Source organism: Thiocapsa rosea (assembly GCF_003634315.1).
Taxonomy (GTDB): Bacteria; Pseudomonadota; Gammaproteobacteria; order Chromatiales; family Chromatiaceae; genus Thiocapsa; species Thiocapsa rosea.
Genome location: NZ_RBXL01000001.1, coordinates 1,507,814 through 1,534,060, shown reverse-complemented (window position 1 = coordinate 1,534,060; position 26,247 = coordinate 1,507,814). Strand labels below are relative to the sequence as shown.

The following is a 26,247-nucleotide window of genomic DNA, read 5'->3' as shown; positions in this document are numbered from 1 at the left end:
CGACAGCCGATCCGAGGCCGCCGCGCGAGGAGAGACGCGGTCTGGCTGCACGCCACGCGGGCGCCGCCATCAGCGTCTCAGCCCGCCGCCACCCCGAGCCGCTCCGCCGCCCCCGCCACGCTGGCCCGCTGCGGCTCGACTGGCCCCGCCGCGATTGCTGGCGGCGCGGCTGACGGCCGGCTTGCTTGCCTTGAATGCACTGGCCTTCGGCGCCGAAGCCCGTGGAACCGCCGGGCGCTGCGCCAAGGGTTTCGATGCCGCTGCCGGGCGCTTGGCCGGCGCCACCGCCGGACGTTTGACCTCGCGATTCACCGGTCGCTTGGTCGCGGCGGCCGCTTGCACCTTGGGTTTGGCTTTGGCCTTGATGGCGGGCGCCTTCGCCTTCACGGCCGGCGCCTTGGCCTGCACCTTGGCACGCGCGTCCCCGCCGGCAGGGCGCGTCTCCGCGACCGCGGCGACCTTGCCGCCGGCCGCGCCCTCGCGCCTGACCTGGTCGAGATTCGGGGCCTTGACCTGCCGGTCGGTGCTCTTCAGGCGCCCGCGCGCAGCGTCGCGATTGATGTTCGCCGCGCCGCGCTTGGCGGCGAACCGGTTCTCGGTGGAGGCATCCCGGTAGCGCACGCCGCCGCGCCGCTCGGGGTTGTGCTCCCATTTTGCGACCTCGTTGCCGACGATGCCGCGGTTGACCTCGATGTCGCCGCGCTCGACGTTGCGGTCGATGTCGAGGTTGCGGCTGCGGTCGACAGTGATGTTGGCCGGTTCTCGCCAGCCGTTGTTGTCCCAGTATTCGTTGCGAGCCCAGTAGCTCGGAGCACCGTAATAGCCGCGACCGCCGTAGTAGAGTCGGTCGTTCCAGTCGTCATCGTCGTCCCACATGATGGCCGCGGTGAGCAGACCTCCCGCCAAGGCTCCTACTCCGAAGCCGATCAGACTGTCGGTGCCGATGCCGCTCGAGGCGGACTCCTCGGCCGCCTGGCCCGCCGCATAGCCGGACTGGTAGCTGGCGGTGGCGTCGGCATAGGCATCGGGGTAATAGGACTGAGCCGGCGGATTGCTCTCGCCGTAGACCGTCACCGGGTCATAGGTGGGCACGTAGACGACCTCCGGCTGCGCAGGCTGGATGATGATGGTGTCGCCGGCCTTCTCGACCCGCTGTTGTTCGTTGCTGGCGAGCGCGCCGGTCCGGTCGGCCTCCGCGCGCAGACGTTGAATGGTCTCGGTGACCTCGCCCTGCTGGGCCAGTACCGCATCGCCCAGGTCCTGAGTCCAGTCCAGGTTGTCGTTCATGAACGCGACCACGCTCGGGAAGAACACCAGCGCCTTCACGCTGTCGTCCCACGGCTCCTCCTTGACCGCCTGGTCCAAGGCTCCGCCCTCGATGTCTTCATGGTCGTCGAGCCAGCGTTTCGCCTGCACCACGTCCAGCGGATAGGTGCTCGCCATCAGAATCTGGGCGATCAGGGCATCGGGATAGAGTGCGATGGGGGCGACGAGCTGCACGATCTGCTCCGGGGGGAAGGCATCGGCCGGCGGCGTGGTCGACTCCGCCCCGAGTGCGAGCTGCGGCGTGACGGCGACGCAGACGGCGACAATGATGGGGGCCAGCGATCGGCCGAGACGGTGCCGTCGGTTTTGCATGGATGTCCTCGCAAGGGTGTGCGCGCTCCCGGCGCTTGGTTTGAATGCGAACCGCAAACGCACGTCGACGCGACGAACAACCTACTCATCCGGCTGGGACCCTTGCGTCGGCGGAAACAGGTGCGACCAGGCATCCTTCATGGAGACCAGCACCCAACCGTTCTCGGGCGCCAACGCCAAGGCTTTGTCGAGCCTTCCGAAGTGGCTCTCCCGGTCGTAGGCATACTCGCGCTCGGCGTCGGTGTGATGGAGGATCAGACCAAGACTCGGGCCGGGCGCACCGGTGGTCCATTGCAGCATTTGGATGTCTCCGTCGGAGTTGCCGAAGGCGAGGATCGGGCGGCGCCCGATGTGGCGTTGGATGCCCACCGGCTTGCCGGCCTGGTCATCGATGAAGGCCACCTCGGGCTCGCGCACGATCACAGGTACGCCGTCGCGGACCTCGAAACGCTGCGCGATCTGCGAGCCGATGACCTGCTCCGGCGGGATGCCGTAGACCGTCTCGGACCAGGGGCGCATGAAGTCGGCCCCGCCCCCGGAGACGATGAAGGTCTTGAAGCCGTTCCCCCGCAAATACTCCAGCAGCTCCAGCATGGGTTGGTAGATGAGTTGCGTGTAGGGCTGTTGGAAACGCGGGTGGCGAGCGGCGCCGATCCAATCCAAGGCGATCGTCTCGAATTCGGCACTGGTCATGCCGCTGTGGGTCGCGATCACGAGTTGCAGCAGACCCTCGCTTCCAGCGGCCCCCAGGGTCGCCAGGTCGCCTTCCAGGGCGGCCTTGAAGGGCTGCTGCTCTGTCCACTCCGGGTGCGCGGGCGCCAGGACCTTTAGCCGATCCAGCACAAAGGCGAGTTGGGTATACATGGGCTGCTCGATCCACAGGGTCCCGTCGTTGTCGAAGACGGCGATGCGCTGGGCCGGCGGAACGAAGTCCTTTCCCCCGGCCTTCGTCACGTCGGTGACGAAGCCGGTAATGGCCTGCTTGGCGGGGCCGTCCTTCCAGGAGGGTAACGGGTCGGCGGCCGCGGATAGGGCCGCGAGGACCAAGACGGCGGATAGAGCGAGTCGGTGCATCGGGTGTCTCCTATTGCCCGGTGGAGGGCGGGAATTTCCAGGTGACCTTGCCGGTCCGGATCAGCTCGCGCCCCGGCTCACCGAGCTGCTTGCCGTAGCGGAGCATGGCGATCAAGTCGGAGCTGACCCGGGGATTGGTGGTGAAGTAGGAGTGCCCGAAGAGATCGGTGCGATCACCCTCGTAGGTGATCAGATCGACCTTGCCGAGCGTTTCGAAATACGCCTGGGCCCTCGGTTGGAGGTCCTCCGGGCGCAGTTGGCCGACCCGATTGCGGCTGCGGAAGAGGATCTTGGAGACCAGCAGCGCCCGATCTTCCGGAGAGGCATAGATCGTCATGCGCCCCTTCAGGAGGCGTGGCAGTCGGCCCTCGGGCCAGACCGTGACCAGGTCCGGATCGGACAGGAGACCGGTAATCTGCTGGGCGGCGATGTCCACGTCGATGTCCGGCGACATCAGCACCAGGTTGTCGATCCGATAGACCTGCATCGGCTCCTGACCCGCGGAGATGGCCTCCAGGCCCAACTCGCGCACGGCGCGCAGCATGACCGCCGTACCGCGACTGTGGGCCAACAGTTGCAGCCCCTCGACCCCGGGGGTGCGGGCGATCATGCGGATGGTCTTCTTCAGGTGCTCCACGGCATAGTCCGCGGACTCCGTGGTCGTGGTGTAGGAGGTCAGGACGTTGCCGCTGGAAGAGGCGGGCCAGGTAAAGAAGGCGCAGACGTCCTGTCGACCCAGGAAATGGCACAGCTCCGCGGCGGTGTAGGCGGCGGAGTCGAAGGTCTCGTTGAAGCCATGGACGTAGAGCATGACGTCCTTGGAGGATGACTCCGCCAGGCGGCGCTCGATCTCCCGGGTCAGTCCCTCTTTGGCCGCATCGTGACGGGCAAGCTCGTCACGATCGCGTTCGATCAAGCCGTTCGGCAGCCGATGCAGTTGGTAGGGCTCGTTCGGAAATTGTCCCAGTTCTTCGACGGCACCCAGCTCCAGAGCGATCTCCCGGGTGCGCTCGCCGAGTTGGCTCTGCTCGCGCAGGGCGTCCCAGGTGATGGCCGGCGTCAGGCGTACCTGGGCGGTGCCGAAGCGGATTTGCCGGGCGCGGACCTGGCCATAGGGGATCGTGGTGCCATCCGCCGTGGTCTCCGGGCCGCGGTCGGTCACGTACAGCAGGTCCACATCCGTGCCGTGTCGTTGGACCGCCGTGCTGTCGAAGACCGGTACCCCTCCGGGTTGCCGATACAGTTCCGGCGTGGGCATCAACTGGCGGGCCGGTGTCGCGCAGCCGGCCAGCAGCAGCAAGGCGACCAACAGGATCGATAGCTTGGGGATCGATTCGGGGAACGATTGCGTCATGGCATGCTTGCCCGTAATTCGACCAACGCTTGGTCAAAGGTATCGACCCGGATCAGACCGAGCCGGGGGAATTCCAGATCGATGATGAGGTAAACCGCCACCGCCATTACACCCGCGAAACCGAGGATGTGGAGCCAACTGCGCGACTTGCTGCCGGCCATACCGAAACCGGCCAGCAGTGCACTGGCCAGCGCCAGCGCAATCAACATGCCGTAGATGACGAAGGGCGGGTGTGCTTGTGTCGCCATCGTCCGCGTGGTGGTGATATCGAACATCTCGTTGAGCGCGGGCAACAGCAGCTTGATGGCATCGGGTGAGGCGCCCTGGCTTTGACCCGCGGCGATGGCCTGCGCCCAGATCGTCGCCTGCAAGCCCGTCGCCTTCGCCAGTTCTGCGTGCGCTGCCTCGAGATCCGGCAGTTTGCGGTAGACCGCCAGCCGGGCATCCACATACCGAAGGAAGCTGTCGCGGATGGCCGGTTGGTCGGCGGGCAGCAGATCGAGCCTCAGCCAGGCGGTCCCGACGGCGTTGGTTTCCGCAACGATCAGGTCACGTCGCGCGTCGAAGCGCGACGCGGCCCCGGAAAAGGTGAAGGCGATCAGCAAGCCCACGAGCGCAAAGACCGCACCCTCGACCGCGCCGGTTCCGGCCTGCGCACCCGCAGGGTCGCTCGCCAGTCGCCGAATGCCGAGCCGTCGACCCAATTCCAGCATCGCCAGGATGCCGAAAAAAGACCCACTGCGAGGACCGAGGCCATCAATATGGCGTTCATGATGAGGTTCCGGGTAAGGTCGATCGGGACGCACTGACACGGCGCCAGCGCAAATAGGGAATCATCGGGCCTTGATCGTTTTTCCGTTGCGCCAGGCAAAGCCTGGAAGGAGAGGAAGATAGCGAACGGATAAGCCAATCGGAAACTCCTTTTTGCGACCCACCGGGTGCAAGTCCCGAGCCGGTAAGGAGTGGCCATCCACCGGAACCGAGTGTTGTGTGGTGCGGGAGCGATCCCGCCTGCGAAGCGTACACAGGGGGCGTGCAGGCCGTGTGATGGAGCCCCGTTACTGAGTTCAGCGGAGCCGACGTATTCGGAACACCGGAAGGCAACAGTTTCGGCATCGTAACGGCCTGATGTCGAGACTCCGCCGGGGTCTAAGAGCAGGGCATGTACGCACGGGTCGTCCAGGAACCTGGGAGCGCTCAGTTGCTCCTTGCCCGAGACGCGGCGCGGGCACCGCGTAAGAAGCCGCCCCGGCCCGACGGCGCTGGTCCGGCCGACGGGAGCGAACAGGACCGACGGCAAGGTAGCGCCAAGCGAAGGCAACGAAGTGCGGCGCGATGGCGACTGAGCAGTCAGAGTCGGCTGATAGTACCGTTGAGCGTGGGGAACGCACCCGAGCGGACCCATGGGAGGGAAGCGGCCGATCGGTTGAGACACCTTCTGAAGGGACGATGGCGTGAACATCGAGTCACCTGACCATCTGAACAGAACGACAGGAGATCGCGACATGGGCTGAATGGTCCATCGGGTGTGCGACAGTTGTCGTGCAGCGAGCGCTCAACCGAGGAGCCGGATGCGGTAGTCCCGCACGTCCGGATCTGTGGGAGCCGCGGGTGGGTAACCACCCGCGGCCACCCGGTGCCGGTAGGGGGCGGGTGGACGAGCGGGAGCAACGTCCACCGAACCCCGCGGCGCTGCCGGGTGTCGCCCGTCCGGGTTGTCAGCCTCCCGGCGGTGCCAGTGCCTCCATGACCTTGTCCAGGCTGAAGCTCGCCGCCTTCATCCGCGGCGGGTAGTCCTGGAAGGTCGACAGGAACCGGCCCACGTAGCCCTGCGCCGGGACCAGCATGAAGGCCCGGTCAAGCTGCCAGTCGTGGTAGGTGTTGGAGGTGATGGTTGCCTGCTCGTAGGGATCGCGGCGCAGGTTGAAGATCAGCGGCACGCGCAGCGGGCTGAATTCGTCCATCCAGACGCGCAAGGTTCCCGGCGTCTTCTGCTCCATGAAGAGGATCTTCCAGTCGCCGTAGCGCAGGGCGGTCAGGTCGCCGTCGTCGGAGAAATAGAAGACCTCCTTGCGGGGGCTCGGGGTGTTCTCGCTGTCCTTCAGGTGCGCGGAGACGTCATAGCCGTCGAGATGGGCCTTGTAGTCCCGGCCCAGTGCGCTGGAGGTATAGCCGTCGAGCAGATCGTCCTTGAGGTCAGCCTTGCCGGCCGCGGCGGCGAGCGTCGGCATCCAGTCCATGTGGTGGACGATCTCGTTGCTGACCGAGGCAGGCGGGATCACGCCCGGCCAACGCACCATGGCGGGCACCCGCCAGCCGCCCTCCCAGTTGGTGTTCTTCTCCCCGCGGAAGGGATTCACGCCGGCATCGGGCCAGGTGTTCTTGTGCGGGCCGTTGTCGGTGGAATAGAAGACGATCGTGTTGTCGGCGATGCCGAGCTCGTCGAGCTTGGTCAGGAACTGACCGATGTGGCGATCATGCTCGACCATGCCGTCGGCGTATTCGTCCTGGCCGGAGATGCCGCGCAGCTCATCCTTGACGTGGGTGCGGAAGTGCATGCGGGTGCCGTTCCACCAAACGAACCAGGGCTTGCCGGCCTGGGTCTGCTCAGTGATGAACTCGAGGGCGCGGGCCGACGTTTCATCGTCCACCGTCTCCATGCGCTTCTTGGTGAGCGGCCCGGTATCCTCAATCTTCTGCGTGCCGTCGGGCATGGCCCAGGAGTGGATGACGCCGCGCGGGCCGAACTTCTGCCGGAAGGTCTGTCCATCCTCCAGCACCAGGTCGGCGGGGTAGTCCTCGTTCTCCGGCTCTTCCTCGGCGTTGAGGTGGTAGAGGTTGCCGAAAAACTCATCGAATCCGTGGTTCGTGGGGAGGTGCTCGTCGCGGTCCCCGAGGTGGTTCTTGCCGAATTGGCCGGTCGCGTAGCCCTGATCCTTGAGCACCACGGCGATGGTCGGGTCCTGCGTGCTGATGCCCTCCTTGGCCCCGGGAAGACCGACCTTGGACAGTCCGGAGCGGAACACGCTCTGACCGAGTACGAAGGAGGCACGACCGGCCGTGCAGGATTGCTCGGCGTAATAGTCGGTGAAGAGCATCCCTTCGTTGGCGATGCGGTCGATATTGGGGGTCTGGTAGCCGACCATGCCCCTGGAGTAGGCGCTGATATTCGACTGGCCGATGTCGTCTCCCCAGACGACGAGGATGTTTGGCTTGTCGGCCGCGCCCGCGGGGCCCACAACGCCGAGCGCGGCGCCGAGTGTCGTCAGCGTCAAGGCCAGCGCGGTCAGACCGCGCCGGCCATCCGGGCGAAACCGCGGGGCGTTTGGTTCAATTGGTCGTTGCTTCATCGTCCTCTGTCCTTTGTTGTTTTGAAGGGATATGACTTAAACCGCGCCCAGTGCGGTATGTGATGTTTTTGGATGGGATCGGCGTCGGCAGACTCGACGCGTCGCAAGCGTCCGCCTCCTCGCGTTACACGCCACGTTGCTGCTCCGCGCTCGCGGGACCGAGCCGCAGAGTCAGGTAGGCCGAAAGACCGACCAAGCTCGCCCCAGCCGCTCGCAGCCGCCGCAGGGCGGCCAAAGACGCCTCGTCCGCTTGCCGCAAGCCGCGTAGATCCAGGGTCAGCCCGGCGGACGGGTCCCCGCAGGCCCGTTCCAACTCGGCAAGCCCGTCGACCTGTAACCACCCGTCGACCTCGAGGATCGTTCGCCGCGGGTCGTCGACTCGTGTGATCCGAAACGTCATGCGCCGTCACAGAGCAGGACACGGGCCATAACCGACGGAATCGCTTGGGAGAAAGGCAACCGATTGAAAAGAATCTTTTTGGCTTCGACCGGTGTCGCCGCGGAGGCCCCGTCCCGGGCGTGAAACGACGACATTCAACGAGACTGTTCGCGATATATCGTTTCTTACGAAATATCGTGTCCTGCCGATCGGCAACCCGGCGACTGCCCCCGGCCATCACACTGCCGATGACGGCCTGATCAAACTCGGGTAGGCTCTGTCGCGAAATATCGTGATGCGCGCCGCTACCCCAGGGGACCTCCCGGAGGACGCCGTGAATGATCCAGCACCGCTTGCCCGCGACCCCGGGGAAGCTGCGTCGCCCGACTGGGTGGCTCAGTCCGAGACCAGCTTCGAGGACCTGCTGACGGATCTCGCGGCCTCCTTCATCAACGTGGAGGCCGGCGCACTGGACGCCCACATTCAGGCCGCGCTGCGCCGGATCGTGCGGTTCCTGGGGCTCGACCGCTGCACCATCGGGCGCTTCGACGACGCGTTGGCACAATGGACCGTCACCCATTCCTGGGCGCAGGAGGGCATCGCACCGATCCCCTCGCCGCTGGCGGAGGCCCACTTTCCCTATCTGGTGGCGCGGGTGCGGGCCGGGCTCCCGACGATCGCGCAGCGGCTGTCGGACCTGACGCCGGAGGCGTCGCTGGACCGCCAATCACTGCTGCGTCTCGGGCAGAAGTCTCTGGCGGTCTTTCCGCTGTCCGCGGACGCACAGGTGCTCGGTTGGGTCTCGTTCGGGGCGGTACGACGGGAGCACGCCTGGCCCGATGACCTCGTGCGGCGGTTGCGGCTCATCGCCGGTATCTTCGCCAATGCGCTGATGCGCAGACGCAAGGAGACGGCGCTCAAGGGGGCCCTGGCGGAGAACGTGGCCCTGCGGGAGCGGGTGGAGGCGGAAAACGCCGTGTGGCGGGAGGAGGCGCTGCTCTGCGGCAGTTTCGATGACCTGGTCGGCGAGAGTCCGATCCTGCGCCGGGTCCTGCTGCAAGTCGAGCAAGTCGCCCGAACGGACAGCACGGTGCTGGTGTTGGGCGAGACCGGCACGGGCAAGGACCTGATCGCGACCGCGATCCACCGGCGCAGCCGACGGGCGGAACACCCGCTGATCCGGGTGAATTGCGCCGCCCTGCCCACAACCCTGATCGAGAGCGAGCTGTTCGGCCACGAGAAAGGCGCCTTTACCGGGGCCATCGCACGCAAGATAGGGCGCTTCGAGGTGGCCCACGGCGGGACCCTGGTCCTGGACGAGATCGGCGAGCTGCCGCTGGAGTTGCAGGCCAAGCTGCTGCGGGTCTTGCAAAGCGGCGAGTTCGAGCGGCTGGGCGCGACGGCGACCCGGCGCAGCGATGCCCGGGTCATCGCCAGCACCAATCGGGATCTGGAGGCCATGTCTCGGGACGGCAGTTTCCGCCCGGACCTCTTCTATCGTTTGAGCGTCTTTCCGATCACGGTACCGCCCCTGCGCGAGCGCAAGGAGGACATCGCGCTCCTGACGGCCTATTTCGTCGAGAAGCTGCGGGCCAAGCTTGGCCGGCCGGCGCTGCGTATCCCGGACCGGGCCGTCGCGGCGCTGATGGCCTATGACTGGCCAGGCAATGTGCGGGAGTTGGGGAATATCGTGGAGCGATCCATGATCCTGTCGCCGGGCGCGACCATGGTGGTGGACGTGCTCCCGCGCACCACGACGGGCGCTCGGGCAACGACGGACAACCGGTCCGCCGAGACCGACAATCGCACCCTGGGCGAGGTGGAACGTGACCACATCCTAGCCGTCTGTGCCGCCTGCGACTGGCGGATCAACGGGACGGGGAACGCCGCGGAACGCCTCGGGATCAATCCCAACACCCTGCGCTCGCGGATGCTGAAACTGGGGATCGCACGGCCGGTTGGGTCTCGGCCCCGGCGGCCTTAGGGAACGGTTTACTTTGGCTCCGTTGTCGTTGTCGTAATCGAGGCGATCGAAGCGGCACCGATCGACGGATGTTCAAGGGATGGACTGCGAGGCCCGCGGCAGTTGGTCCTGCGCTTGGGGACCGATGTCAATCAACGATTACGACAACGACAACGACAACGACAACGAGGATTGTAGATGACCAATCTCGATCCAATAGCCGACCTGGCCGTTCCAGCACTGGTCTGGCTGTTGATGTTGGCGGTGGGGCTGGAACTGACGCCGGGGGACTTGCGGCGCGTCGTCGTCTACCCCAAGGCGGTCCTGGTGGCGACCCTGGGCCAGCTCCTGCTGCTGCCCGCGATCGCCGCCGCGCTGATCTGGGCACTGCGCCCGGAGCCGACGGTCGTAGCCGGGATGATCCTGCTGGCGGCAAGCCCCGGCGGTGCGCTCTCCAATGTCTATACCTACCTGGCGCGGGCCAATCTCGCCCTGTCGGTGACCCTGACCGCGCTCTCCACGCTCCTGGCCCTGATCAGCATGCCGCTGCTGACTGCCGCCGGTATGGCCCTGTTTCTCGATCGGCAGGACGCGATCCCGGTCCCCTTCGCGCGCATGGTCGGTCAATTGGTGCTGCTGATGGTCCTGCCCCTGGGCCTGGGGATGGCGCTGCGGCACGGGTGGCCGGGGTTGGTGCGCCACGTCGGGCGATGGTTGCGGCGGCTCAGCCTGCTGGGACTGGCGATCCTGGTCGGCGCCATCCTCTACGCGCAGCGGGCTGATCTGGCGAGCGGTCTGGGCCCGATGGTCACGGCGGCGCTGATCTTCTTCGTCACCGCCATGCTGACCGGCTGGGTGCTGGGCTGGATGGTCGGGCTGAATCGGCGGGACCGATTCACGCTCCTCTTGGAATTCGGCGTGCGCAACCTGGCCCTGGTCGCGCTGATCGGGATCACGGTCTTCGGGCGGGTCGAGCTCGTGCTGTTCGCCACGCTCTTCCTGGTGGTGGAGATGCCCATCGTCCTGCTGTTGGCGGGGCTGCATGGACGCCGCGCCGGGCCAACCGACACAGCCGAGCTGGTGGGCGGGGAACCTGGTTCACCTTCGCACGACCGGGAGGCGAACGCCCCGGTGCACTAATATCGGATCTGAGTTGTCTGCGGTTGCCTCGTCACCGGTAGGGTCAGCGCGGATTACTCTGAGGAGTTCTCGTGGGATAAAGTGACCGACAACACCCTTCCTCGTTTTTTACCTCTGAATCGCGTCCCTCGGACGTTGTTGGTGACACGGACGCCGAAACGGCCTCCAGCCCAACATACGCCCGCAAGGGCGCGATTCATTTTAGACCGCCTCGGCTAGCGCCACCGCCTCCGATTCCGTCTCCACCCCCGCAGTCGCATCGCCATGACCGCGCGTATCCTCGTACCCCATCAGCAGCTCGCGAGCGAGCGACCGCTCGTCGATACAGGCACCCAGATAGGCCGCGATCGAGCGCATGTCGGTCTCGCCGCTGCCCAGACAACTGGTACCGCCCGGCGACGGGGTCATGTTGAAGATGAGGCCGGCCTCGTTGGTGATCTTGGCCTCGCCCATGCGCAGCTTGCCGGACTCCTTGTCGATCAACTGGGGTCGCAGCCCGCCGAAGCGCTCGGCATAGGTGATGTCGGCCGCCCTGATCGAGGGGACGATCTTGCGGATCTCGCGCACGAAGAAATGGCGATTCAGGCCCGGTACCTCGTAAAGGAAATTGCGTAGGATGTAGTGGCGGATATCGCGCTCTTTGAGCATGGCCCAGAAGGCTGCGGCAACCCGCCGATCGAACCTCAGGACCTTAAAGAACTCGGGGATGCTCTCGCGGTTGTAGCGCTCGAGCATCGGCAGCATGAAGGCGGTCGGCCCGAAGCGGGTCTTGCCGGTTTCCTTGATGTCGTGGTCGCCGTGGACCGCGGCGAACGGCAGGCTCGGATTCTGGACGGTGTAGACCTTGCCGTTCAGCGCCTCGGGGGCGAAATAGAAGGACCCGGCGACCGGCATGCAGGAGTATTCCAATCCCAGCCCCATCTCCTGGGCCATCAAGAGCGAGTGTCCGCCCGCGCAGACGACGAGTGCTCGCGCCTTCAACAAACCTCGGTTGGTTTCCAAGACGTAATCCTGGCCGTCGCGGCGGATCTTATCGACCTTGGTCGAGAACAACTGGGTGATCTGTTTTGAGGTTTGCCGGTCCAGCCGCACGCAATCGGCCGAGAAGGATTGGGCCAGGGCCTGGAAGTCGACGGCACAATAATCATCCCGTGTGCCCGTCGCGACGATCTCCTCCTTGCGCCAGGTCCCGTCCACGAGGGCGACGTTGGGCTCGATGTCCGCGATATCCTTGCGCTCGAGCAGCTCCATGCGCGGATAGAGCCCCTTAAAGCGCTCGTAGCGATCACGGATGTAGCGACATTCGGTCTCGCCCACGCCCAGCACCATCTTCGGCATCCGGTGGATGATGCGATCGCGATCGCGAGGGGCAAGCTTGGTCGCGTAGTTGATCACCATATAGGCCGTGCGTTTGATGGCGCGCGCCTTTTCCAGCGTGTAGTTGGTCTCGATGTCGCCGCAGTGAATGGTTTGGCTGTTGTTGTGCGCGTGCGAGTTGACCGTGGCGATGCTGTCGTATTTCTCGACCAGGCAAAGTCGGTTCAGGTCGGTGAATTTCGCCAGCTGATAGAGGAGTGCGGTACCGGTGACGCCGGCACCGACGATGAGGACGTCGTAGTGGGTCGAAGCAGTCATGGTCTTGTGGTCCTGACAAGCGGCCGTGAAGCCGAGCGCTCGGGTCAAACGTCCACAGGTCGTCGGGACGGTTTTTGTGCAGCGCAACAATGCGGTCACGTTAGCCCATGTCGGCACAGGAAAGAATGCCGCGGGACGGATTTAATGTATTGAGTAAAACAATCGGATTTGCGCGGAGGGTCAATCGGACGGCGGTCAAGGGCGTCATATAGAGCCAGCGGGGTCGTTGACGCGCATCGCGCAACGCTGATGCTGATGCGGTATCCGAATCGTTTCGTGTATTCTTGTTTTGTGTGTTTGCTGATGTGGGCTAAAGTGTCGCCATCGAAATATCAACGGAACGTGATCGATGCCGCACCGGTCCAGTTTTCGATGGGGGCTTTCCCTGCTTCTCTTCGGCCTGCTTCACGGCCCGGCCGCAGCAACAAGCGAGGAGGCGATTGCTTCGGGGGATGTGTCGTCGGCCACGCGTGTTCCTGCGGGCGCGTCGACGACGACGCGAACGGTGCCCGGTTTGGCACTGGGGGAGGTCTATCGCCCCGGTGTCGATCTCGGCGCCTACCTGCTCAGCGAGAAGCTCGACGGTGTACGCGGTTACTGGAACGGGCGCCGTCTCATCACGCGCGGCGGCATGCCGATCACGGCGCCCGCCTGGTTCACGGCCGATTTTCCCGCGGTTGCGCTCGACGGAGAACTCTGGATGGGCCGTGGCACCTTTGCCCTCCTGTCGGGAACGGTGCGACGATCCGTGCCGGACGAAGACGCTTGGCGTCGTGTCCGCTATATGGTGTTCGACCTACCCGACCACCCGGGCGATTTCGAGACCCGGTTGAACGTGTTACGAGGGCTAGTCGAGGCCTCGCCGAGCCCCTTCCTCATGCTGGTCGAGCAGACCCACGTTGCGGATCATGACGCCTTGATGGCCGCATTGGAGCAGGTGGTCGCCGCGGGCGGCGAAGGCTTGATGCTGCATCGACGCGATTCGCTCTACCGCATCGGACGGACGGCCGATCTCCTCAAGGTCAAACCCTACCTGGAAGCCGACGCGCGGGTGATCGCCCATCTCCCGGGTCGAGGGCGGCATGAAGGGCGGATGGGTTCACTTCTGGTCGAGGAGGCGGACGGCACTCGCTTCCGGCTCGGCACAGGTTTCAGCGATGCCGAGCGCGACGACCCGCCGCCCGAGGGCAGTGTCGTCAACTTCAAATACCACGGGCGCACGATAAACGGGCTGCCCCGTTTCGCGAGCTTCCTGCGGAGGGTCGAGACCCTTTAAACCAATCGACCGTACGCAATGGCCGGTACCAGCCAGTAATGGATGCCGCTGCCCCCGAACTCGTCTCCCAATCCTGCGAGCACCGCCTGAGCAGTCTCTTCGGGAAGCAGCAGCATGAACATCACCCGCCGACTGCGCCCGGCGACCTGCTCGGCGGTAGTCATGGATCGCTCGGACGAGCCGTGCCCGGCGACCGCGCTGCTGGTGAAGCCGGGAATGTCCTCGCGCTCGAGAAGCCACTCGACGAGCGCGTCTTCCGCCTGCAGAGGGACGATCAGATGGAGCAGATGGTGTTGCATGTTGCGGCCTTTTCTCCGGGCGTGTGATCGATGCGATTCATCCGACCGCGCTCAGCGCTCGGCCGAGGTCTTACCGACCCGGTGCGCCACCTCGATGGTCGCGGTCCCGGACGGCACCTCGGGCACCAGCGTGCTGAAGCTGGCCTTCTGCGGATTGGATCGCGTCGGTGAGTAATGGACCATGGAGGTGTCTTTGTGCGCGAGCACCAAGCCGGTCTCGTCAAGCAGCCTGATTTCCACATGGCCCTGCATCCGCCCGGCGTGCGCAGTGCGTTTTGCGACCCAGCCCTTGACCTCGAGTCCGTCGGGCGAGAGTCGATAAGTGACGTCGGTCGGGATCACCGATGTTGTTTCGTCGAGGAGCAGTTTCAGATCGCCGGCATGGCTCGGGATCACCGTCGTGGCCAGCACAATGAGTGCCGCCAGGGCATTCAAGGTTGATTTCGACATGGTTGTAATTCTCCGTAAGGTCATGAGTCCCTGTTGTCGGGCATCGTCCCGATTCGACACGGTCGCGTCGCCCTTAAGCGATTAGACTCGCTCCGCACCGAAACGTCGGTAGAGGATCGGCAACAGGATGAGCGTGAGCAGGGTGGCCGAGACCAGCCCGCCGATGACGACGATCGCCAGCGGGCGCTGGATCTCGGATCCGGGTCCGGTCGCGAAGAGCAACGGCACCAGGCCGAAGGCCGCGATACTCGCGGTCATGAGCACGGGACGCAGACGCCGCCGCGCGCCCTCGACGACCACTTCCTGCATGGGTCGGCCGAGCGCGCGCAGTTGGTTGAAGTAGGTGACCATCACCACGCCGTTGAGCACCGCGATGCCGAGCAGGGCGATGAAGCCGACCGAGGCCGGCACCGAGAGATACTCGCCTGTAAGGGCCAACGCGAAGACGCCGCCGATCATCGCGAAGGGCACATTCGAGAGAACCAGGGCGGCCTGTTTCACCGAGCCGAAGGTCGAGAAGAGCACCAGGAAGATCAGCACCAGCGCGACCGGCACCACCAGGGCCAGACGCGCCGCGGCACGTTGCTGGTTTTCGAACTCACCGCCCCATTCCAGGCGATAGCCGGGCGGCAGCTCGATCTGCTCGGCGACCGCCGCACGCGCCTCGGCGACGAAGCCCACCAGGTCGCGCCCGTCGACGTTGGCGATGGCCACGGCCATGCGGCTGCCGCGCTCGCGCGAGATGGCCACCGGTCCCTCCATGCGCTCGATCCGCACCAGGTTATTCAGCGGGACGGCACGTCCATCGGGCAAGGAGACCTGAAGTCCGGCAAAGCGGGCGGGCGACTCGCGCAACGCCTCGGGGCCGCGCACCAGCAACGGGCGGCGCTTGCCTTCCAGATCAAGTGTGCCGACCGTCAGGCCCTCGACCTGGGCGCGCAGCAGATCGGCCAAGGCGTCCGCGTCCACCCCGAGCCGACCTGCCTCCAGACGGTCGACCACCAGATTCAGGTATTGGGCGCCGTCGTTGCGCGGGGTGTAGACATCCTGGGAGCCGGATATGCCTTCCAGCACCCCGACGATCTGCTCGGCGAGCGCGTTGAGTCGTTTGGAGTCCGGGCCGAAGATCTTTACCGCGAGATCGCCGCGCACCCCGGTCAACATCTCGGAGACGCGCATCTCGATCGGTTGCGTAAAGGCGTAGTCCATGCCGGGGAAACGGTCCAACACCGCGCGGATGGCGTTCATCAGCTCGTCCTTGGTCTTGAAGCGCCAGGTGTCGTTTGGCTTGAGCACCAGGAAGCTGTCGGTCTGATTCAGCCCCATCGGGTCGAGACCCAGCTCGTCCGAGCCCGTGCGGGCGATGATCGACGCGACCTCCGGCACCTCCGCAAGGATCGCCGCTTGGACGCGTTGGTCGATGGCGATGGACTCAGCCAGGTTGATCGAAGGCAGCTTCTCCAGCTGGACGATCAGATCGCCCTCGTCCATGGTCGGCATGAAGGATTTGCCGACTTGGGTGTAGAGGGCGCCCGCGGCGATCAGCAGGGCCAGCGCCCCGCTCAGCAGAACCCACTGATGGCGCAGGCTCCAGTCGAGCACCGGGACATAGATCCGGGTGAGGATGCGCACCAGCCAGGGTTCGGCGTGCTCGCCCCCGCCATGACTCGCACCGGCCCCTTTTCCCAACAGATAGGACGCCAGCACCGGGATGACCGTGAGCGAGAGCAGCAGCGAGCTGGCCAAGGCGAAGACGATGGTCAGCGCCACCGGCATGAAGAGCTTGCCCTCCAGTCCCTGCAGCGTGAGCAAGGGCAGGAAGACGATGATGATGACCAGAATGCCGGAGGAGACCGGCAACGCCACCTCGCGGGTGGCCCGATAGAGGATGTGCAGGCGCGGCAGGCGTCCGCCCGCGCTGCCCCGATTGAGATGCGTGACCAGGTTCTCGACCACCACGACGGCCGCGTCCACCAACATGCCGATGGCGATGGTCAGCCCGCCCAGGGACATGAGATTGGCCGACAACCCGAACTGGCGCATCAGGATGAAGGTCGCCAAGGCCGACAGCGGCAGGATCAAGGCGACCGTCAGGGCCGCGCGCAGATCGCCCAGGAAGAGCACCAGCAGGATCAAGACCAGAACCGTCGCCTCGATGAGCGCCTTGGTGACAGTGTGGATCGCCTTGTCGACCAGGACACCGCGATCGTAGAAGACATCGATGCGCACACCCTCCGGCAGCGCCGGCGCCAGCTCGTCGAGCTTGGAATGGATGCCGCGCACGACCTCGCGCGCATTGGCGCCGCGCAGGGCCAGCACCAGACCCTCGACCGCCTCGCCGCTGCCGTTGCGCGTCACCGCGCCGTAGCGGGTCAGGGCGCCGAAGCGCACCTCGGCGATATCGGCGACCCGCACCGGCTGGCGGGCATCGCCCCCGACCACGATGGCGCCGAGATCCTCCAGCGTTTTGATCGCACCCTGGCTGCGGACCAGCAAGACCTCTTCGCCCGCGCTCAGGCGTCCGGCACCGTCGTTGCGGTTGTTCGCCGTGATCGCGGCGGTCAGATCCGACAGTCGGATCCCTCGTGCAGCCATGCGGGCATTGTCCGGCACCACCTCGAAGCTGCTGACCAGGCCACCGAGCGCGTTCACGTCGGCCACGCCGGGCACGGCGCGCAGGGCCGGGCGGATGGTCCAGTCGAGCAGATCGCGGCGCGCCTCCAGGGAGAGATCGCCGCCCTCGATGCTGAACATGAACATCTCCCCGAGCGGCGTGGTCATGGGCGCGAGCCCGCCTTCCACGCCGTCGGGCAGATCGCCCCAGATGGCGCCGAGCCGCTCGGCCACCTGCTGGCGCGCCCAGTAGATGTCCGTGCCCTCGGCGAAATCCAGGGTGATGTCGGTCAGGGCATATTTGGCGATGGAGCGCAGCATCGTCTGGTTCGGGATGCCGAGCATCTCCAGCTCGATCCGATTGGTGATGCGCGTCTCCACCTCCTCGGGCGTCATCCCCGGCGCCTTCACGATGATCTTCACCTGTGTGGTGGAGACATCCGGGAAGGCATCGATCGGCGTGGCCTTGAAGGCCAGCCAGCCGCCGCCGATGAGCGCCAGCATGGCCAGCAGCATCAGAAGCCGCTGGGTCAGCGCGAACTGAATCAGACGGGCGAGCATTATTCAGCGCCCCCAAGCCAGGCCGCCTTCACGGCGACGACACCCGTGACCGCGAGGCGGTCGGCCGCCGTCAGCTCACCCGCGATCACGGCGCTGCCTTCCTCCTCGGCGAGCACCCGTACCGTGAGCGCTTCGAATCCGCCGCCGCGATTCACGAACACATAGGCGTGACCTGCATGGCGTACCACGGACTCCAGCGGGACGCGCCAACTCTCGCCTTGCGCCTCTGCGCTCAACTGGACCTCGACGAACTGACCCGGACGCAGTCCCTCCGTCCCCTCGGTGATCTCGGCGCGCACCAACACACCCTGATCCTGACCATGGACCATTCGCCCGATGGTTACGACCGTTCCAGCGGTACCCTCGCGGGGCAGGAGAACACGTCCGCCCTCCTGCACCCCGACGATGCGTTCCACCGGCACATGGATTTCGAGCCACAAGGGGTTGAGCTCGGCCACCCGGTAGAGCGGCGCGGCGGTCGCGACCGACTGGCCCGTGCTCACGATCTGCTCCAGCACCACGCCGCCGATCGGCGCGCGTACCGGCAGCCGACTGGTCAGCCGCCGGGTGCGCGCGAGCGTTTTGATGTCCTCGCTGCCGAAACCGGCCAGCTCCAGCAACTGAAGACGCTGCTCGACCATCGTCGTCAACTCGCGCTGCTTGGATTGGCTCTCCAGCAAGCGCCGCTCGGCGATCACGCCTTCGCGGAACAAGGTGCGATCGCGGGCCAGCTCGGTCTCGATCAGCTCGAGCCGTGTCAATGACTCCAGATACTGGCTCTGCGCGTCCACCAGCTCCGGGCTGCGCAGCTCGGCCAAGACCTGGCCGACCTCGACCCGCTCGCCCTCGGCGACCATAAGACTCTCCAGCACGCCGCTCTGCGGCGCCGCCACCACGCGCATCTGCCGGTTCGGCACCGCCACCTCGGCCGGGTAACGCCGGGTGAGGGTCTCGGCGGCCGGGAGCGGGGCGGTCAGGGTGATGCCGAACGCGCTCTGCTGGTCGGCATCCACGGCGATCAGGCTCGCGGATTGGGCGGTGCTGACCTGCGCCAGCATGGCCAGGAGCAAGCAGAGGGTCGGCGTTAGGGGGAGCCTCCAGCCTCCTGCCTTCAGCCCCCGGCCTCCTGCCTCCAGCCTCCTGCTGCTTTCCGCAAGCCGGATGGCGCGGCGACTCTGACGGGACCTGACCTCGGACACGACAATGCAGGCCAACCCCATAGCTGGAGGCTGGCGGCAGGGGGCTGGCGGCTGCTTCACCCCCATTCCTGCGTCGGCAACACGACTGAGAAGGCTCATTCCGGGATCACTCCTAAGGCTTGATTGAGCCGGGCCAGGGCGCGGCCCTGCTCCAGGCGACGCAGCTCCAGATCCATGCTCGCCTCGCGAGCGCGGTCCTCGGCACGCAGCAGCTCGGCGAGATCGGTCTCGCCGAGATCGAAGGCGCGGCGCATCAGACGCAACGCGTCCTGCGTGAGGGCATGGCGGCGCTCGGCCACGGACAGGGCCTCGGCCGCACCGAGACGCTCGATGTCGGCGCTGGTCAGGGTCTGCTCTGCTTCCAGCCGGTTGCGATGCAGCTCGTTGAGGCGCTCGGTGTAGGCGCGCTCGGCCGACGCCAGTGCAGGCGCGGATTGGCTGGCCAGACCGAAGGGCATGCTGACCTCGATCTGCAATGAGTCCAGGGTGTCTTCGCCGCGCAGCTCCTGCGCGCGCTTCCCGCCGATGCTCAGGGTCGGATGGCCGCGCCGGTCCGCCCCGACCTGCTTGCGGTCGGCGCGCGCACGGGCCAGGGCGCCGTCGCTGTCGGCCAACAGCGGATGGTTTGGCGGCAGCACGGGCGCTGTATCGGATGTCGGCGGCGGGGATTCGGTGAGCGGCTCGGGCAGGCTGTCGGCGCCGGTCAGGTGCCGATAGGCACCATGCGCACGCCGGGACTCGACCTGCGCAGACTGCAGATCCACTTCACGGCCGAGAGTCTCCTGACGGGCCAGTAAGAGGTCGACCCGCGCAAGCTCCCCGGCATCCGTGCGTTTGGCGACCGTTGCCTCCAGGGCACGGGAGGCATCCAGCGCGATCTCGGCCTGGCGCAGCCGGCCCTCGGCGAAGGCGGCCTCCCAGGCGGCCTGTCGAACCCGCCCGGCCATCTCCCAGCGCAGCAGACGTTCCAGCGTCCCGGCTTGGCTGTCGACCGCGCCGGCGACGGCTTGGCGGGCACCGCGCTGACCCGGTAGCCAGAGCGGGAGATCCAACATCGCCTCCCATTCATTCGCCCCGCCACCCTCGGTCAATTCATCGGACAGATATTTCACCCGCAGCGCGGGATCCTGCGCGACGAGACTCCCCGCCTGCGCGCGGATCGCATCCGCCTCCTGCCGGGCGGCCGTCACCCGCGGCGTCTGCTCGGCAAGCGCCAGCGCGGCGCCGATCGCCTCGGCGAGGGTCGTCGACGCGGCACTGCCGGCACCGGTCAGCAGCAGACCGATCAACGGGATGATGAGAAGGGGACGAGACATGGCTCCGATCGCGACCTGCATGAGGTGGGCACGAGGGAGAGATTAGGGGGTCAAACTGAATCGGTGCTGAATCCAAATGTGGTTTAGACGTGATATGGCGATCTGATATCGTTGGCAGATGAACCGACGCCAGCGACTGATCTTGTCCCGGATCTTCACGGACCCCGTTCCCGCGGACATCCGATGGAGCGAGATCGAGGCACTCTTGCGGGCGCTTGGCGCCGAGGTCAGTGAAGGCGCCGGAAGCCGAGTGCGGGTTGCTCTCAAGGGTGTCCGCGCGGTGTTTCACCGCCCGCACCCGAGTCCACAGGCGAAGCGCGGGGCCGTGCGGTCCGTACGGGAATTCCTCGAAGCGGCGGGAATAACACCCGCCGGGGAGCACGACGATGCTTGAATATAAGGGTTATGTGGGAACCGTCGAGCCGGACGAGGGCGCGTTCATCGGGCGAGTGGTCGGGCTTAGGGACGTCATCACGTTCGAGGGTGAGACCTATCGCGAGGTCGAGCAGGCCTTTCGCGACAGCATTGACGATTACCTCGCCTTCTGTGCGGAACGTGGTGAGCAGCCCGACCGCACCTTCAAAGGCAGGATACCGCTCCGGCTAACGCCCGAGGTCCATCGTCGCGCCGCCGCGCGAGCCGAAGCCGAAGGGTTGAGCCTGAATCAGTGGATCGCCAAGCGCATCGAGGCCGCGGTCTCAAGGCCCTGATGAGCCCCGGCTTTTCGTTGGGGCCTGAGCGCGGGGGCATCGGGCGCTTGGCTTGAGCGATCCGGTTCCCGCGTCAACCGATCGAGGCGCGCCGTGGCTTCACCCTCATTTGACTGCCGACAGCGCTTAGGTTGTGGTGCGCGGCAGCGAACCGCAACGTCGCCATCCCGGCTTAAAACGTGCGCAACGTCAACAAGCAGCAGTTGCACCGCGTCCACCGAATGGCGAAACTCCCAACCGACCACTTGAGACCGGCTCGAGACCTGTCGCAAGCGCTCGGGTGGCCCGTCTCAGTCTAGGCCGGACGTGGCCCATGCCAACCTAGAACGCGTTGAATTCACGAAATAGAAAGGCGAATCGATGCCCCAGAAAATTCGTGACCTCTTGGCGGCCCTCAGGGATGCAGGCTTCGAAGAGATACCTGGCGCAGGCAAAGGCTCCCACCGAAAACTTGTCCATCCAAAGTATGCAGGTGCGGTAACCGTAAGCGGCAAGACCGGTGACGATGCAAAACGCTACCAAGAAAAGCAGGTCGCGCAGGCAATCGACATGGTGAGCAAATGAAAGATTTCGACAAATACCACAAATGGGTGGAGTGGAGTGATGAGGATCAAGTGTACATTGGAAAGTGCCCTGATCTAATTACCGGCATACATGGTGACGATCCCATCGCTCTCTATGGGGAGCTTTGCGACGTCGTACAGGATGTCGTAGAACATTTCAAAGCGGAGGGTCGGGCGCTCCCGCCGCCACGGGTTCGCCCCATGAGTGAGGTTGCTTAAATCGCTAAAAAAAGCGGTCATAGCAGCCTGGCAAGTCCGCGTGTTCTAGCGGGTGGAACTCCCGCCTATGTGATACTGCATCAGTTGGGCCGGTGGCGCGACGAAATGCAGAGAGATCGGGCTTGGCACGTGGCGGTGCTTCGCATGCTTGGTCAAACCAATGAGCTTGCTCGACGTGCCCAGTCCGACCTTCGACACGGGCCCGCTCATTCCTTCAGCTCTGCAGCCTGGGCGACCAGGTCGACGACTTTCCACCCTTGATCCACGGCGGGGCCCATCAGAACCGTTGCTTCGGATTTGCGCAGCGCGAGGCCTAGCAACTCGCGCGGCCTGGTTACGCCTACGAAGACGTTTGTCGCGGCGGTGAGCCTTACCCCCGTAAAGAGCTCGTCGGTCACGCCGAACGCGTGTGGAAGCACCGCGGTCAGGTCGATGCATTGCTTGTCTGCGCTGCTGCCTTTCCATACCTCGCTCTCGACAACGAGAATTCCGTCTACGCTCTTGCCCTTGACCGAGTGGATCGACCCCAGCCGCAATGTGAGATCGTCGAATTGAACCTGTTTCGTGGAGCGGCGCTCGGGGTCGGCAAGATCGGCCTTCTGCTCATCGACAAAGATGCAAAAATCCGCGATGTCGCCCTCGGCGCCCTGAGGAGCCGGACTGAAGAGCGGAAGCAATGCTTCCCCGAACGCCCGCCATGCCGACTCTTGCCACACCGTATCGCCGACAAGCACATGGTCCCGCAGCAGTCGTCGTATGGTGCGTGGCAACGCGAGGTCGCGATGCGCTAGTGCCGCCCAGACGTTTTGCGCGGTGATCGGACGATCATTCGCTGTTTTCCAACCATGAGCCCGCGCCAGTCCAGACACGCCCGCGGCGAGCATCTCACTGACCTCTGCGGGCGGTCGCGCCGAGGCGTGGTGGACCGCAGCCTTCTGAAGCTGCCGGCAAAGGAGGTTCGCTTTCGATCGAGATCCGCCTTCGCTGCGATACGCGGGATGGTAGTCGACGAGACTCTTCGGCCGCCACGCCCCTTTTTTGCTGGCCGGATTGTGACGCGACGCGACCGCCCAGACGTCGCGCGTGCTGCAATCACTGCCCCACAGCGCTCGTGCCTCTTCAGCGAAGGCTCCGAAAACCCGTCCGATCGTAGCTTCATCGAAAAGGAACATCACCCGCGACGCCGGCCGAGCGCCCAGTCCTACGATTGTCTGAGCCTGTCGCGCGGTCAGCCGGCTTGCAAAACCGGCGATCTCCCCACCGAACCTGCGACTCGTATCAAGAGGGATACAACCGGGACCCGGCGCCCAATAGGCCGGCGCTGCTCCATCGTCCTCATAGAGCGTTTGATTGCTGTCCCCGAGGCGTTGGAACGCCGCCCCGTCCTGCTTGAAGACGTGCTCCAGTAGCCGGAGCTGGTCGCCATAGGTGTCCTGCGCCTCATCAAGAATGACGAGCGGGAAGCGATCGCGAAGCCGCTCGGCCAGAGCCGGGTTTTCTCGGAGCGCACGCCATGCAAGCGCGGTCATGTCGGCGTAGCGATAGAGCCCGCTCTTGACCATCGAAGCCTTGAGCTTTGCTAATGCCTTGCCGCAATTTGTATCAGCACCGTGCTGGCCCTTTTGCCGCTGCACTGTCAGGCTTGCGGGTTCATCCCTTACGTCATCAAAGGCTGGGTCGAGTGTGAGATTGCCAACCCATTTGACTACAGTTGCGCTAGCCCTCTCTGCTTGCTTCTTCAATGCCCAGAACGACGGATAACGCCGCAACGCCTCGGCCGCGAAGGCATCGTCGTCAATCTGGCGCACGTGCCAGCCCATGCCTCGAAGATAGGGCAAGGCGAGATACTGGTTGATGAAAGCCGTGACCGTGCCGGTGAAATGAGGATAGGCCATCAGCCGCGCCGCGGTCGGATGACGCGCGATCAAGTCTTCGACCTCCGTTCGCGCGGCATTGGTGTGCGAGATGACGCAGACGCCCCGCCTGCGGGTCGTCCAGTTGCGCGAAAGTAGCGCGAGCTTCGCCGCCAGCAGCGTCGTCTTGCCGTTGCCGGGCGCCGCCTGGACGTCACATGGAGTAGCCTTCGCAAGGAAGTCGATCTGGCTCGGATCGGTGAAATCGCAGCCGCCCAGCTCGTCGCCAAGTTCGGCGAGCAGTTCAGGTGTGAGCGGCAGGATTTCGAACATGGCGCTACACCTCCGCCGCGGCCGCGTCTTCCATCCCGGCGACCCCGATCTCTTCGACTTCCGCCTCCGGCTCGGGAGCGGGCGCCGGCGCACCGGGGATATAGCCACCCGTCACGTAGTCGATCGCTCGCACCAGATATGGCGGGAGCCGATCGCGCATCTGCTCCGGCGTATCGGAGCGTTTACGCAGTATTGCGGCAAGTTGCTCAGCGACCGCGGCCTTAGAAGCCTCTTTGTTATGGACAGGTTTATAGATCTTGACGGCGATCTCGGTCGCAGAGAGCCCAGCCTCTTTCCAGCCTGCGTAGGTCGCGCTGGCCGTCTCCAAGATCTTGGCAAGTCGCTCGGGCTTGCGACTGCTTGTCTTTGCGAGCTGAACCGCCTGGTGAACGCTCTCGGCAAGCTCGGGCCGGAGCGCGAGATCGAACTCGAGCGTCCAGCAATCGGCGATGAAAGCGTCGACGGGGTCCCCGACGTCGCGCCGCAGCGTCTTCAGTCGTGCTGCGATCTCATCTGGGGTCAGCTCGTTCTCCGTCTTGCGGTCGCCGACGAGGTCTTTCGCCTCGGGCGGCGGGATGTCCCTATCGGGGATCAGTGCCACGGGCACCGCGATCGCGTTCCCAGCTTTACGCTGCAGAATCCGGCTGTATCGGAACAGACCGCGGTGACCAACATTGACGATCGACACGCCGTGGCCGCTGAGTGGGAGTCCAAGCTTCTCGGCGATCGGGGGCAGCAACAAGTGCTCCCCGTCGCCCTCGACCACAATCAGCGCGCGGGCGAAGAACAGGTTGGCTTTGGTTGCGTCGAGGAACCGACGAAGGAACTCATAGTCGTCCGCTTCGAGCCGGGTATGGGCCATGCCCAGCGGAAAGGCGCGGTGACCGACGATCAGCGTCATGGTCTCAAGCTCGGCACCGGCCGCGAGCTGCGGACTATGAGTCGTGAGCAGGACCTGCACCTGCTGATGGGTCTCTCCTTTTTCGGGATCTGGTTTGGCAGCGCGGGCTGCGAGCACCTCCATGAACAGCGTCTGGTGCTGAGGATGTAGATGCGCTTCCGGCTCCTCTATCAGCAGGAACGGGATCTGATCGGGATGCGACTGAAGCAACAGCAGCTCAGCCGCCATGAATAGCAGGTTGTTGTAGCCCAACCCGCGCTGTACTCGCTCGGTGCCTGCCCTGGCGTTGAGGTAGAGCTCAAACCGTTCGAGGATCTGATCGAATGACCCGCCCGCGCCTAGGTCCAGTGTCGCCACGAGGCGATCATCCACGAACGACAGTTTGTCGAGAAAATCGGTGTTCACGCTGCTGGCGACGCCTCCTACGACGGTGTTCGAGCGGACCGCCGTGTCCGCGGCAGCCAGCGTGTCGTGGAGTGTCGCGTTGGCGCCCGGGGCCGCCGGCTTGCTCTGGGATCCCATCGTGGGCATGGCGCCGAGAATGCGCGACAGGCGCGATCGGCGGCCCGCGCGCATCTCGCGCTCGGCGTCCCGCAGAGGCTTGAGATAGGTGGCCTTCAAATACTCGCGCAGCTCGCCGTCGAGCGGCAGGCCTTCGCCCTCGGCACCAGCGCGGTGCTGGCTGGAGATGACATTGCCGCCGCCTGGTGAGACACGCCGGGCGCCGCGCATGCAAACGTGCAGGCGAAGGTTTCCCTTTTCGTTGGTGCACCATTCGAGAAAGCGGGCTTCTTCGTCCGGGCTGAGGTTGTCGAAGGTGCAGCGAACGAGGAAGTCGCATCCACGGATGCCGTCCCCGCCGACATGGAAGTCGTGTTCGTCGGGGCGGATGTAATCGTCGCCGCGTGTCCATAGGACATAGCGGGCAGCATCGATGATCGCGCTCTTGCCGGCGTCGTTTGGCCCCACGAGGATATTGAGACCAGGCGAGAGCTTCAACTGCAACGGGGCAGTCGGATCGAAACACCGGAAGCCGCTCGCGTAGAATTCTGAAATGTACACTGCCGCCTCCCAGCCCGAGGTTCTTCTTATTCTGCCGCGCTGTTCGCTCGCGTGGCTATGTCTGCCAGATCCGGGGACAGTTTACTTAATTCCCGAGTTCGCCCGAGAGGAAGAAGAGAAGAAGGGGATCTATTAACTCAGCGAGCGAGGCTCAAGTGTTGGCGCGGAATGTTTCCTTGCTCCCCGGCAGCATGCCGAGACCGAGAAGGGAATTCGGTAAGCCGTCCCGGTACCTGGCGCGGATGGCGGAGGAGATGGGCGACCCCGACACACGTCCGCGTCCATCTCGCGTGCGAACCAAAGCGCCCGACTTATGCGGGAACTCGCAAGCCCTCCGGGTCATCAAAGCGTTTCTCATT

At 65.1% G+C, this 26,247-nt stretch carries 20 protein-coding genes; 6 read left to right on the top strand and 14 right to left on the bottom strand.

Going from position 1 to position 26,247, the window contains the following annotated elements; all coding sequences use genetic code 11:
* Positions 1-69 precede the first annotated feature (69 nt).
* The 6 genes from BDD21_RS07035 to BDD21_RS07010 form a co-directional block, all read right to left on the bottom strand.
* The gene (locus BDD21_RS07035) at positions 70-1,638 is read right to left on the bottom strand and encodes a DUF3300 domain-containing protein (RefSeq protein ID WP_120796551.1); all 1,569 of its coding nucleotides are present in this window, start codon (positions 1,636-1,638) and stop codon (positions 70-72) included.
* An 81-nt stretch (positions 1,639-1,719) separates the two neighbouring features.
* Positions 1,720-2,712, bottom strand: coding sequence for an HAD family hydrolase (locus tag BDD21_RS07030; RefSeq protein ID WP_120796550.1), 993 nt, complete (start codon positions 2,710-2,712; stop codon positions 1,720-1,722).
* 10 nt (positions 2,713-2,722) lie between these two features.
* Complete coding sequence (locus tag BDD21_RS07025) at positions 2,723-4,066, bottom strand: alpha/beta hydrolase (protein WP_120796549.1); 1,344 nt, start codon at positions 4,064-4,066, stop codon at positions 2,723-2,725.
* On the bottom strand, positions 4,063-4,779 hold the full coding sequence (locus BDD21_RS07020; protein ID WP_120796548.1) for a bestrophin-like domain: 717 nt from the start codon (positions 4,777-4,779) through the stop codon (positions 4,063-4,065). Before BDD21_RS07020 ends, BDD21_RS07025 begins: the two co-directional genes overlap by 4 nt.
* A gap of 1,005 nt (positions 4,780-5,784) precedes the next feature.
* A complete protein-coding gene (locus tag BDD21_RS07015; RefSeq protein WP_120796547.1) occupies positions 5,785-7,416 on the bottom strand; it encodes an arylsulfatase in 1,632 nt (543 codons plus the stop codon).
* 124 nt (positions 7,417-7,540) lie between these two features.
* Positions 7,541-7,816: a hypothetical protein gene (locus tag BDD21_RS07010; RefSeq protein WP_120796546.1), complete on the bottom strand. Its 276-nt coding sequence runs from the start codon at positions 7,814-7,816 to the stop codon at positions 7,541-7,543.
* A 313-nt stretch (positions 7,817-8,129) separates the two neighbouring features.
* Here BDD21_RS07010 and BDD21_RS07005 point away from each other — a divergent pair, with 313 nt between their 5' ends.
* Both BDD21_RS07005 and BDD21_RS07000 read left to right on the top strand, forming a co-directional pair.
* Positions 8,130-9,779 carry a sigma 54-interacting transcriptional regulator gene (locus BDD21_RS07005; protein ID WP_120796545.1) on the top strand — a complete coding sequence of 550 codons (1,650 nt, stop codon included), beginning with the start codon at positions 8,130-8,132 and terminating at the stop codon, positions 9,777-9,779.
* A 177-nt stretch (positions 9,780-9,956) separates the two neighbouring features.
* A complete protein-coding gene (locus tag BDD21_RS07000; protein ID WP_120796544.1) occupies positions 9,957-10,898 on the top strand; it encodes a bile acid:sodium symporter family protein in 942 nt (313 codons plus the stop codon).
* Positions 10,899-11,099: 201 nt separating this feature from the next.
* Here BDD21_RS07000 and BDD21_RS06995 read toward each other — a convergent pair whose 3' ends face one another.
* Positions 11,100-12,533 carry an FAD-dependent oxidoreductase gene (locus BDD21_RS06995; RefSeq protein WP_120799792.1) on the bottom strand — a complete coding sequence of 478 codons (1,434 nt, stop codon included), beginning with the start codon at positions 12,531-12,533 and terminating at the stop codon, positions 11,100-11,102.
* 349 nt (positions 12,534-12,882) lie between these two features.
* On the opposite strand from BDD21_RS06995, the gene BDD21_RS06990 reads away from it, so the two are divergent.
* A complete protein-coding gene (locus tag BDD21_RS06990; protein ID WP_120796543.1) occupies positions 12,883-13,809 on the top strand; it encodes a DNA ligase in 927 nt (308 codons plus the stop codon).
* Here BDD21_RS06990 and BDD21_RS06985 read toward each other — a convergent pair.
* The 5 genes from BDD21_RS06985 to BDD21_RS06965 all read right to left on the bottom strand — a co-directional run bounded on the left by BDD21_RS06985 (position 13,806) and on the right by BDD21_RS06965 (position 20,247).
* A complete protein-coding gene (locus BDD21_RS06985; RefSeq protein WP_120796542.1) occupies positions 13,806-14,108 on the bottom strand; it encodes a DUF3240 family protein in 303 nt (100 codons plus the stop codon). The two genes, BDD21_RS06990 and BDD21_RS06985, sit on opposite strands and share 4 nt — an antisense overlap.
* A 51-nt stretch (positions 14,109-14,159) precedes the next feature.
* Positions 14,160-14,558 carry a hypothetical protein gene (locus BDD21_RS06980; protein ID WP_120796541.1) on the bottom strand — a complete coding sequence of 133 codons (399 nt, stop codon included), beginning with the start codon at positions 14,556-14,558 and terminating at the stop codon, positions 14,160-14,162.
* Positions 14,559-14,639: 81 nt separating this feature from the next.
* Positions 14,640-17,732 (bottom strand): efflux RND transporter permease subunit, encoded by a 3,093-nt coding sequence (locus BDD21_RS06975; protein WP_120796540.1) that lies wholly within the window; start codon positions 17,730-17,732, stop codon positions 14,640-14,642.
* Positions 17,732-19,030, bottom strand: coding sequence for an efflux RND transporter periplasmic adaptor subunit (locus tag BDD21_RS06970; RefSeq protein WP_120796539.1), 1,299 nt, complete (start codon positions 19,028-19,030; stop codon positions 17,732-17,734). Before BDD21_RS06970 ends, BDD21_RS06975 begins: the two co-directional genes overlap by 1 nt.
* Positions 19,027-20,247: a TolC family protein gene (locus BDD21_RS06965; RefSeq protein ID WP_120799791.1), complete on the bottom strand. Its 1,221-nt coding sequence runs from the start codon at positions 20,245-20,247 to the stop codon at positions 19,027-19,029. Before BDD21_RS06965 ends, BDD21_RS06970 begins: the two co-directional genes overlap by 4 nt.
* Before the next feature lie 118 nt (positions 20,248-20,365).
* On the opposite strand from BDD21_RS06965, the gene BDD21_RS06960 reads away from it, so the two are divergent.
* From BDD21_RS06960 to BDD21_RS06950, 3 genes are all read left to right on the top strand, one after another.
* Entirely contained in the window at positions 20,366-20,641 is a 276-nt protein-coding gene (locus BDD21_RS06960; RefSeq protein WP_120796538.1) for a type II toxin-antitoxin system HicA family toxin, read from the top strand.
* The gene (locus BDD21_RS06955) at positions 20,634-20,957 is read left to right on the top strand and encodes a type II toxin-antitoxin system HicB family antitoxin (RefSeq protein WP_120796537.1); all 324 of its coding nucleotides are present in this window, start codon (positions 20,634-20,636) and stop codon (positions 20,955-20,957) included. The genes BDD21_RS06960 and BDD21_RS06955 overlap by 8 nt, the downstream gene beginning before the upstream one ends.
* 360 nt (positions 20,958-21,317) lie before the next feature.
* Positions 21,318-21,521, top strand: coding sequence for a type II toxin-antitoxin system HicA family toxin (locus BDD21_RS06950; protein WP_120796536.1), 204 nt, complete (start codon positions 21,318-21,320; stop codon positions 21,519-21,521).
* A gap of 424 nt (positions 21,522-21,945) precedes the next feature.
* On the opposite strand, the gene BDD21_RS06940 is transcribed toward BDD21_RS06950, so the two are convergent.
* Positions 21,946-23,925 carry a UvrD-helicase domain-containing protein gene (locus tag BDD21_RS06940; protein WP_120796534.1) on the bottom strand — a complete coding sequence of 660 codons (1,980 nt, stop codon included), beginning with the start codon at positions 23,923-23,925 and terminating at the stop codon, positions 21,946-21,948.
* Positions 23,926-23,929: 4 nt separating this feature from the next.
* Positions 23,930-25,888: an ATP-dependent nuclease gene (locus BDD21_RS06935; protein ID WP_120796533.1), complete on the bottom strand. Its 1,959-nt coding sequence runs from the start codon at positions 25,886-25,888 to the stop codon at positions 23,930-23,932.
* Positions 25,889-26,247 lie beyond the last annotated feature (359 nt).

Coding starts and splice junctions, on each gene's coding strand:
- BDD21_RS06960 (WP_120796538.1), top strand. CDS start 20,366: ATGAACCGACGCCAGCGACTGATCTTGTCCCGGATCTTCACGGACCCC.
- BDD21_RS07000 (WP_120796544.1), top strand. CDS start 9,957: ATGACCAATCTCGATCCAATAGCCGACCTGGCCGTTCCAGCACTGGTC.
- BDD21_RS06985 (WP_120796542.1), bottom strand. CDS start 14,108: ATGCAACACCATCTGCTCCATCTGATCGTCCCTCTGCAGGCGGAAGAC.
- BDD21_RS06955 (WP_120796537.1), top strand. CDS start 20,634: ATGCTTGAATATAAGGGTTATGTGGGAACCGTCGAGCCGGACGAGGGC.
- BDD21_RS06965 (WP_120799791.1), bottom strand. CDS start 20,247: ATGTCTCGTCCCCTTCTCATCATCCCGTTGATCGGTCTGCTGCTGACC.
- BDD21_RS06980 (WP_120796541.1), bottom strand. CDS start 14,558: ATGTCGAAATCAACCTTGAATGCCCTGGCGGCACTCATTGTGCTGGCC.
- BDD21_RS06975 (WP_120796540.1), bottom strand. CDS start 17,732: ATGCTCGCCCGTCTGATTCAGTTCGCGCTGACCCAGCGGCTTCTGATG.
- BDD21_RS06940 (WP_120796534.1), bottom strand. CDS start 23,925: ATGTTCGAAATCCTGCCGCTCACACCTGAACTGCTCGCCGAACTTGGC.
- BDD21_RS07015 (WP_120796547.1), bottom strand. CDS start 7,416: ATGAAGCAACGACCAATTGAACCAAACGCCCCGCGGTTTCGCCCGGAT.
- BDD21_RS06970 (WP_120796539.1), bottom strand. CDS start 19,030: ATGAGCCTTCTCAGTCGTGTTGCCGACGCAGGAATGGGGGTGAAGCAG.
- BDD21_RS07030 (WP_120796550.1), bottom strand. CDS start 2,712: ATGCACCGACTCGCTCTATCCGCCGTCTTGGTCCTCGCGGCCCTATCC.
- BDD21_RS07035 (WP_120796551.1), bottom strand. CDS start 1,638: ATGCAAAACCGACGGCACCGTCTCGGCCGATCGCTGGCCCCCATCATT.
- BDD21_RS06995 (WP_120799792.1), bottom strand. CDS start 12,533: ATGACTGCTTCGACCCACTACGACGTCCTCATCGTCGGTGCCGGCGTC.
- BDD21_RS06950 (WP_120796536.1), top strand. CDS start 21,318: ATGCCCCAGAAAATTCGTGACCTCTTGGCGGCCCTCAGGGATGCAGGC.
- BDD21_RS07025 (WP_120796549.1), bottom strand. CDS start 4,066: ATGACGCAATCGTTCCCCGAATCGATCCCCAAGCTATCGATCCTGTTG.
- BDD21_RS07010 (WP_120796546.1), bottom strand. CDS start 7,816: ATGACGTTTCGGATCACACGAGTCGACGACCCGCGGCGAACGATCCTC.
- BDD21_RS07020 (WP_120796548.1), bottom strand. CDS start 4,779: ATGCTGGAATTGGGTCGACGGCTCGGCATTCGGCGACTGGCGAGCGAC.
- BDD21_RS06990 (WP_120796543.1), top strand. CDS start 12,883: ATGCCGCACCGGTCCAGTTTTCGATGGGGGCTTTCCCTGCTTCTCTTC.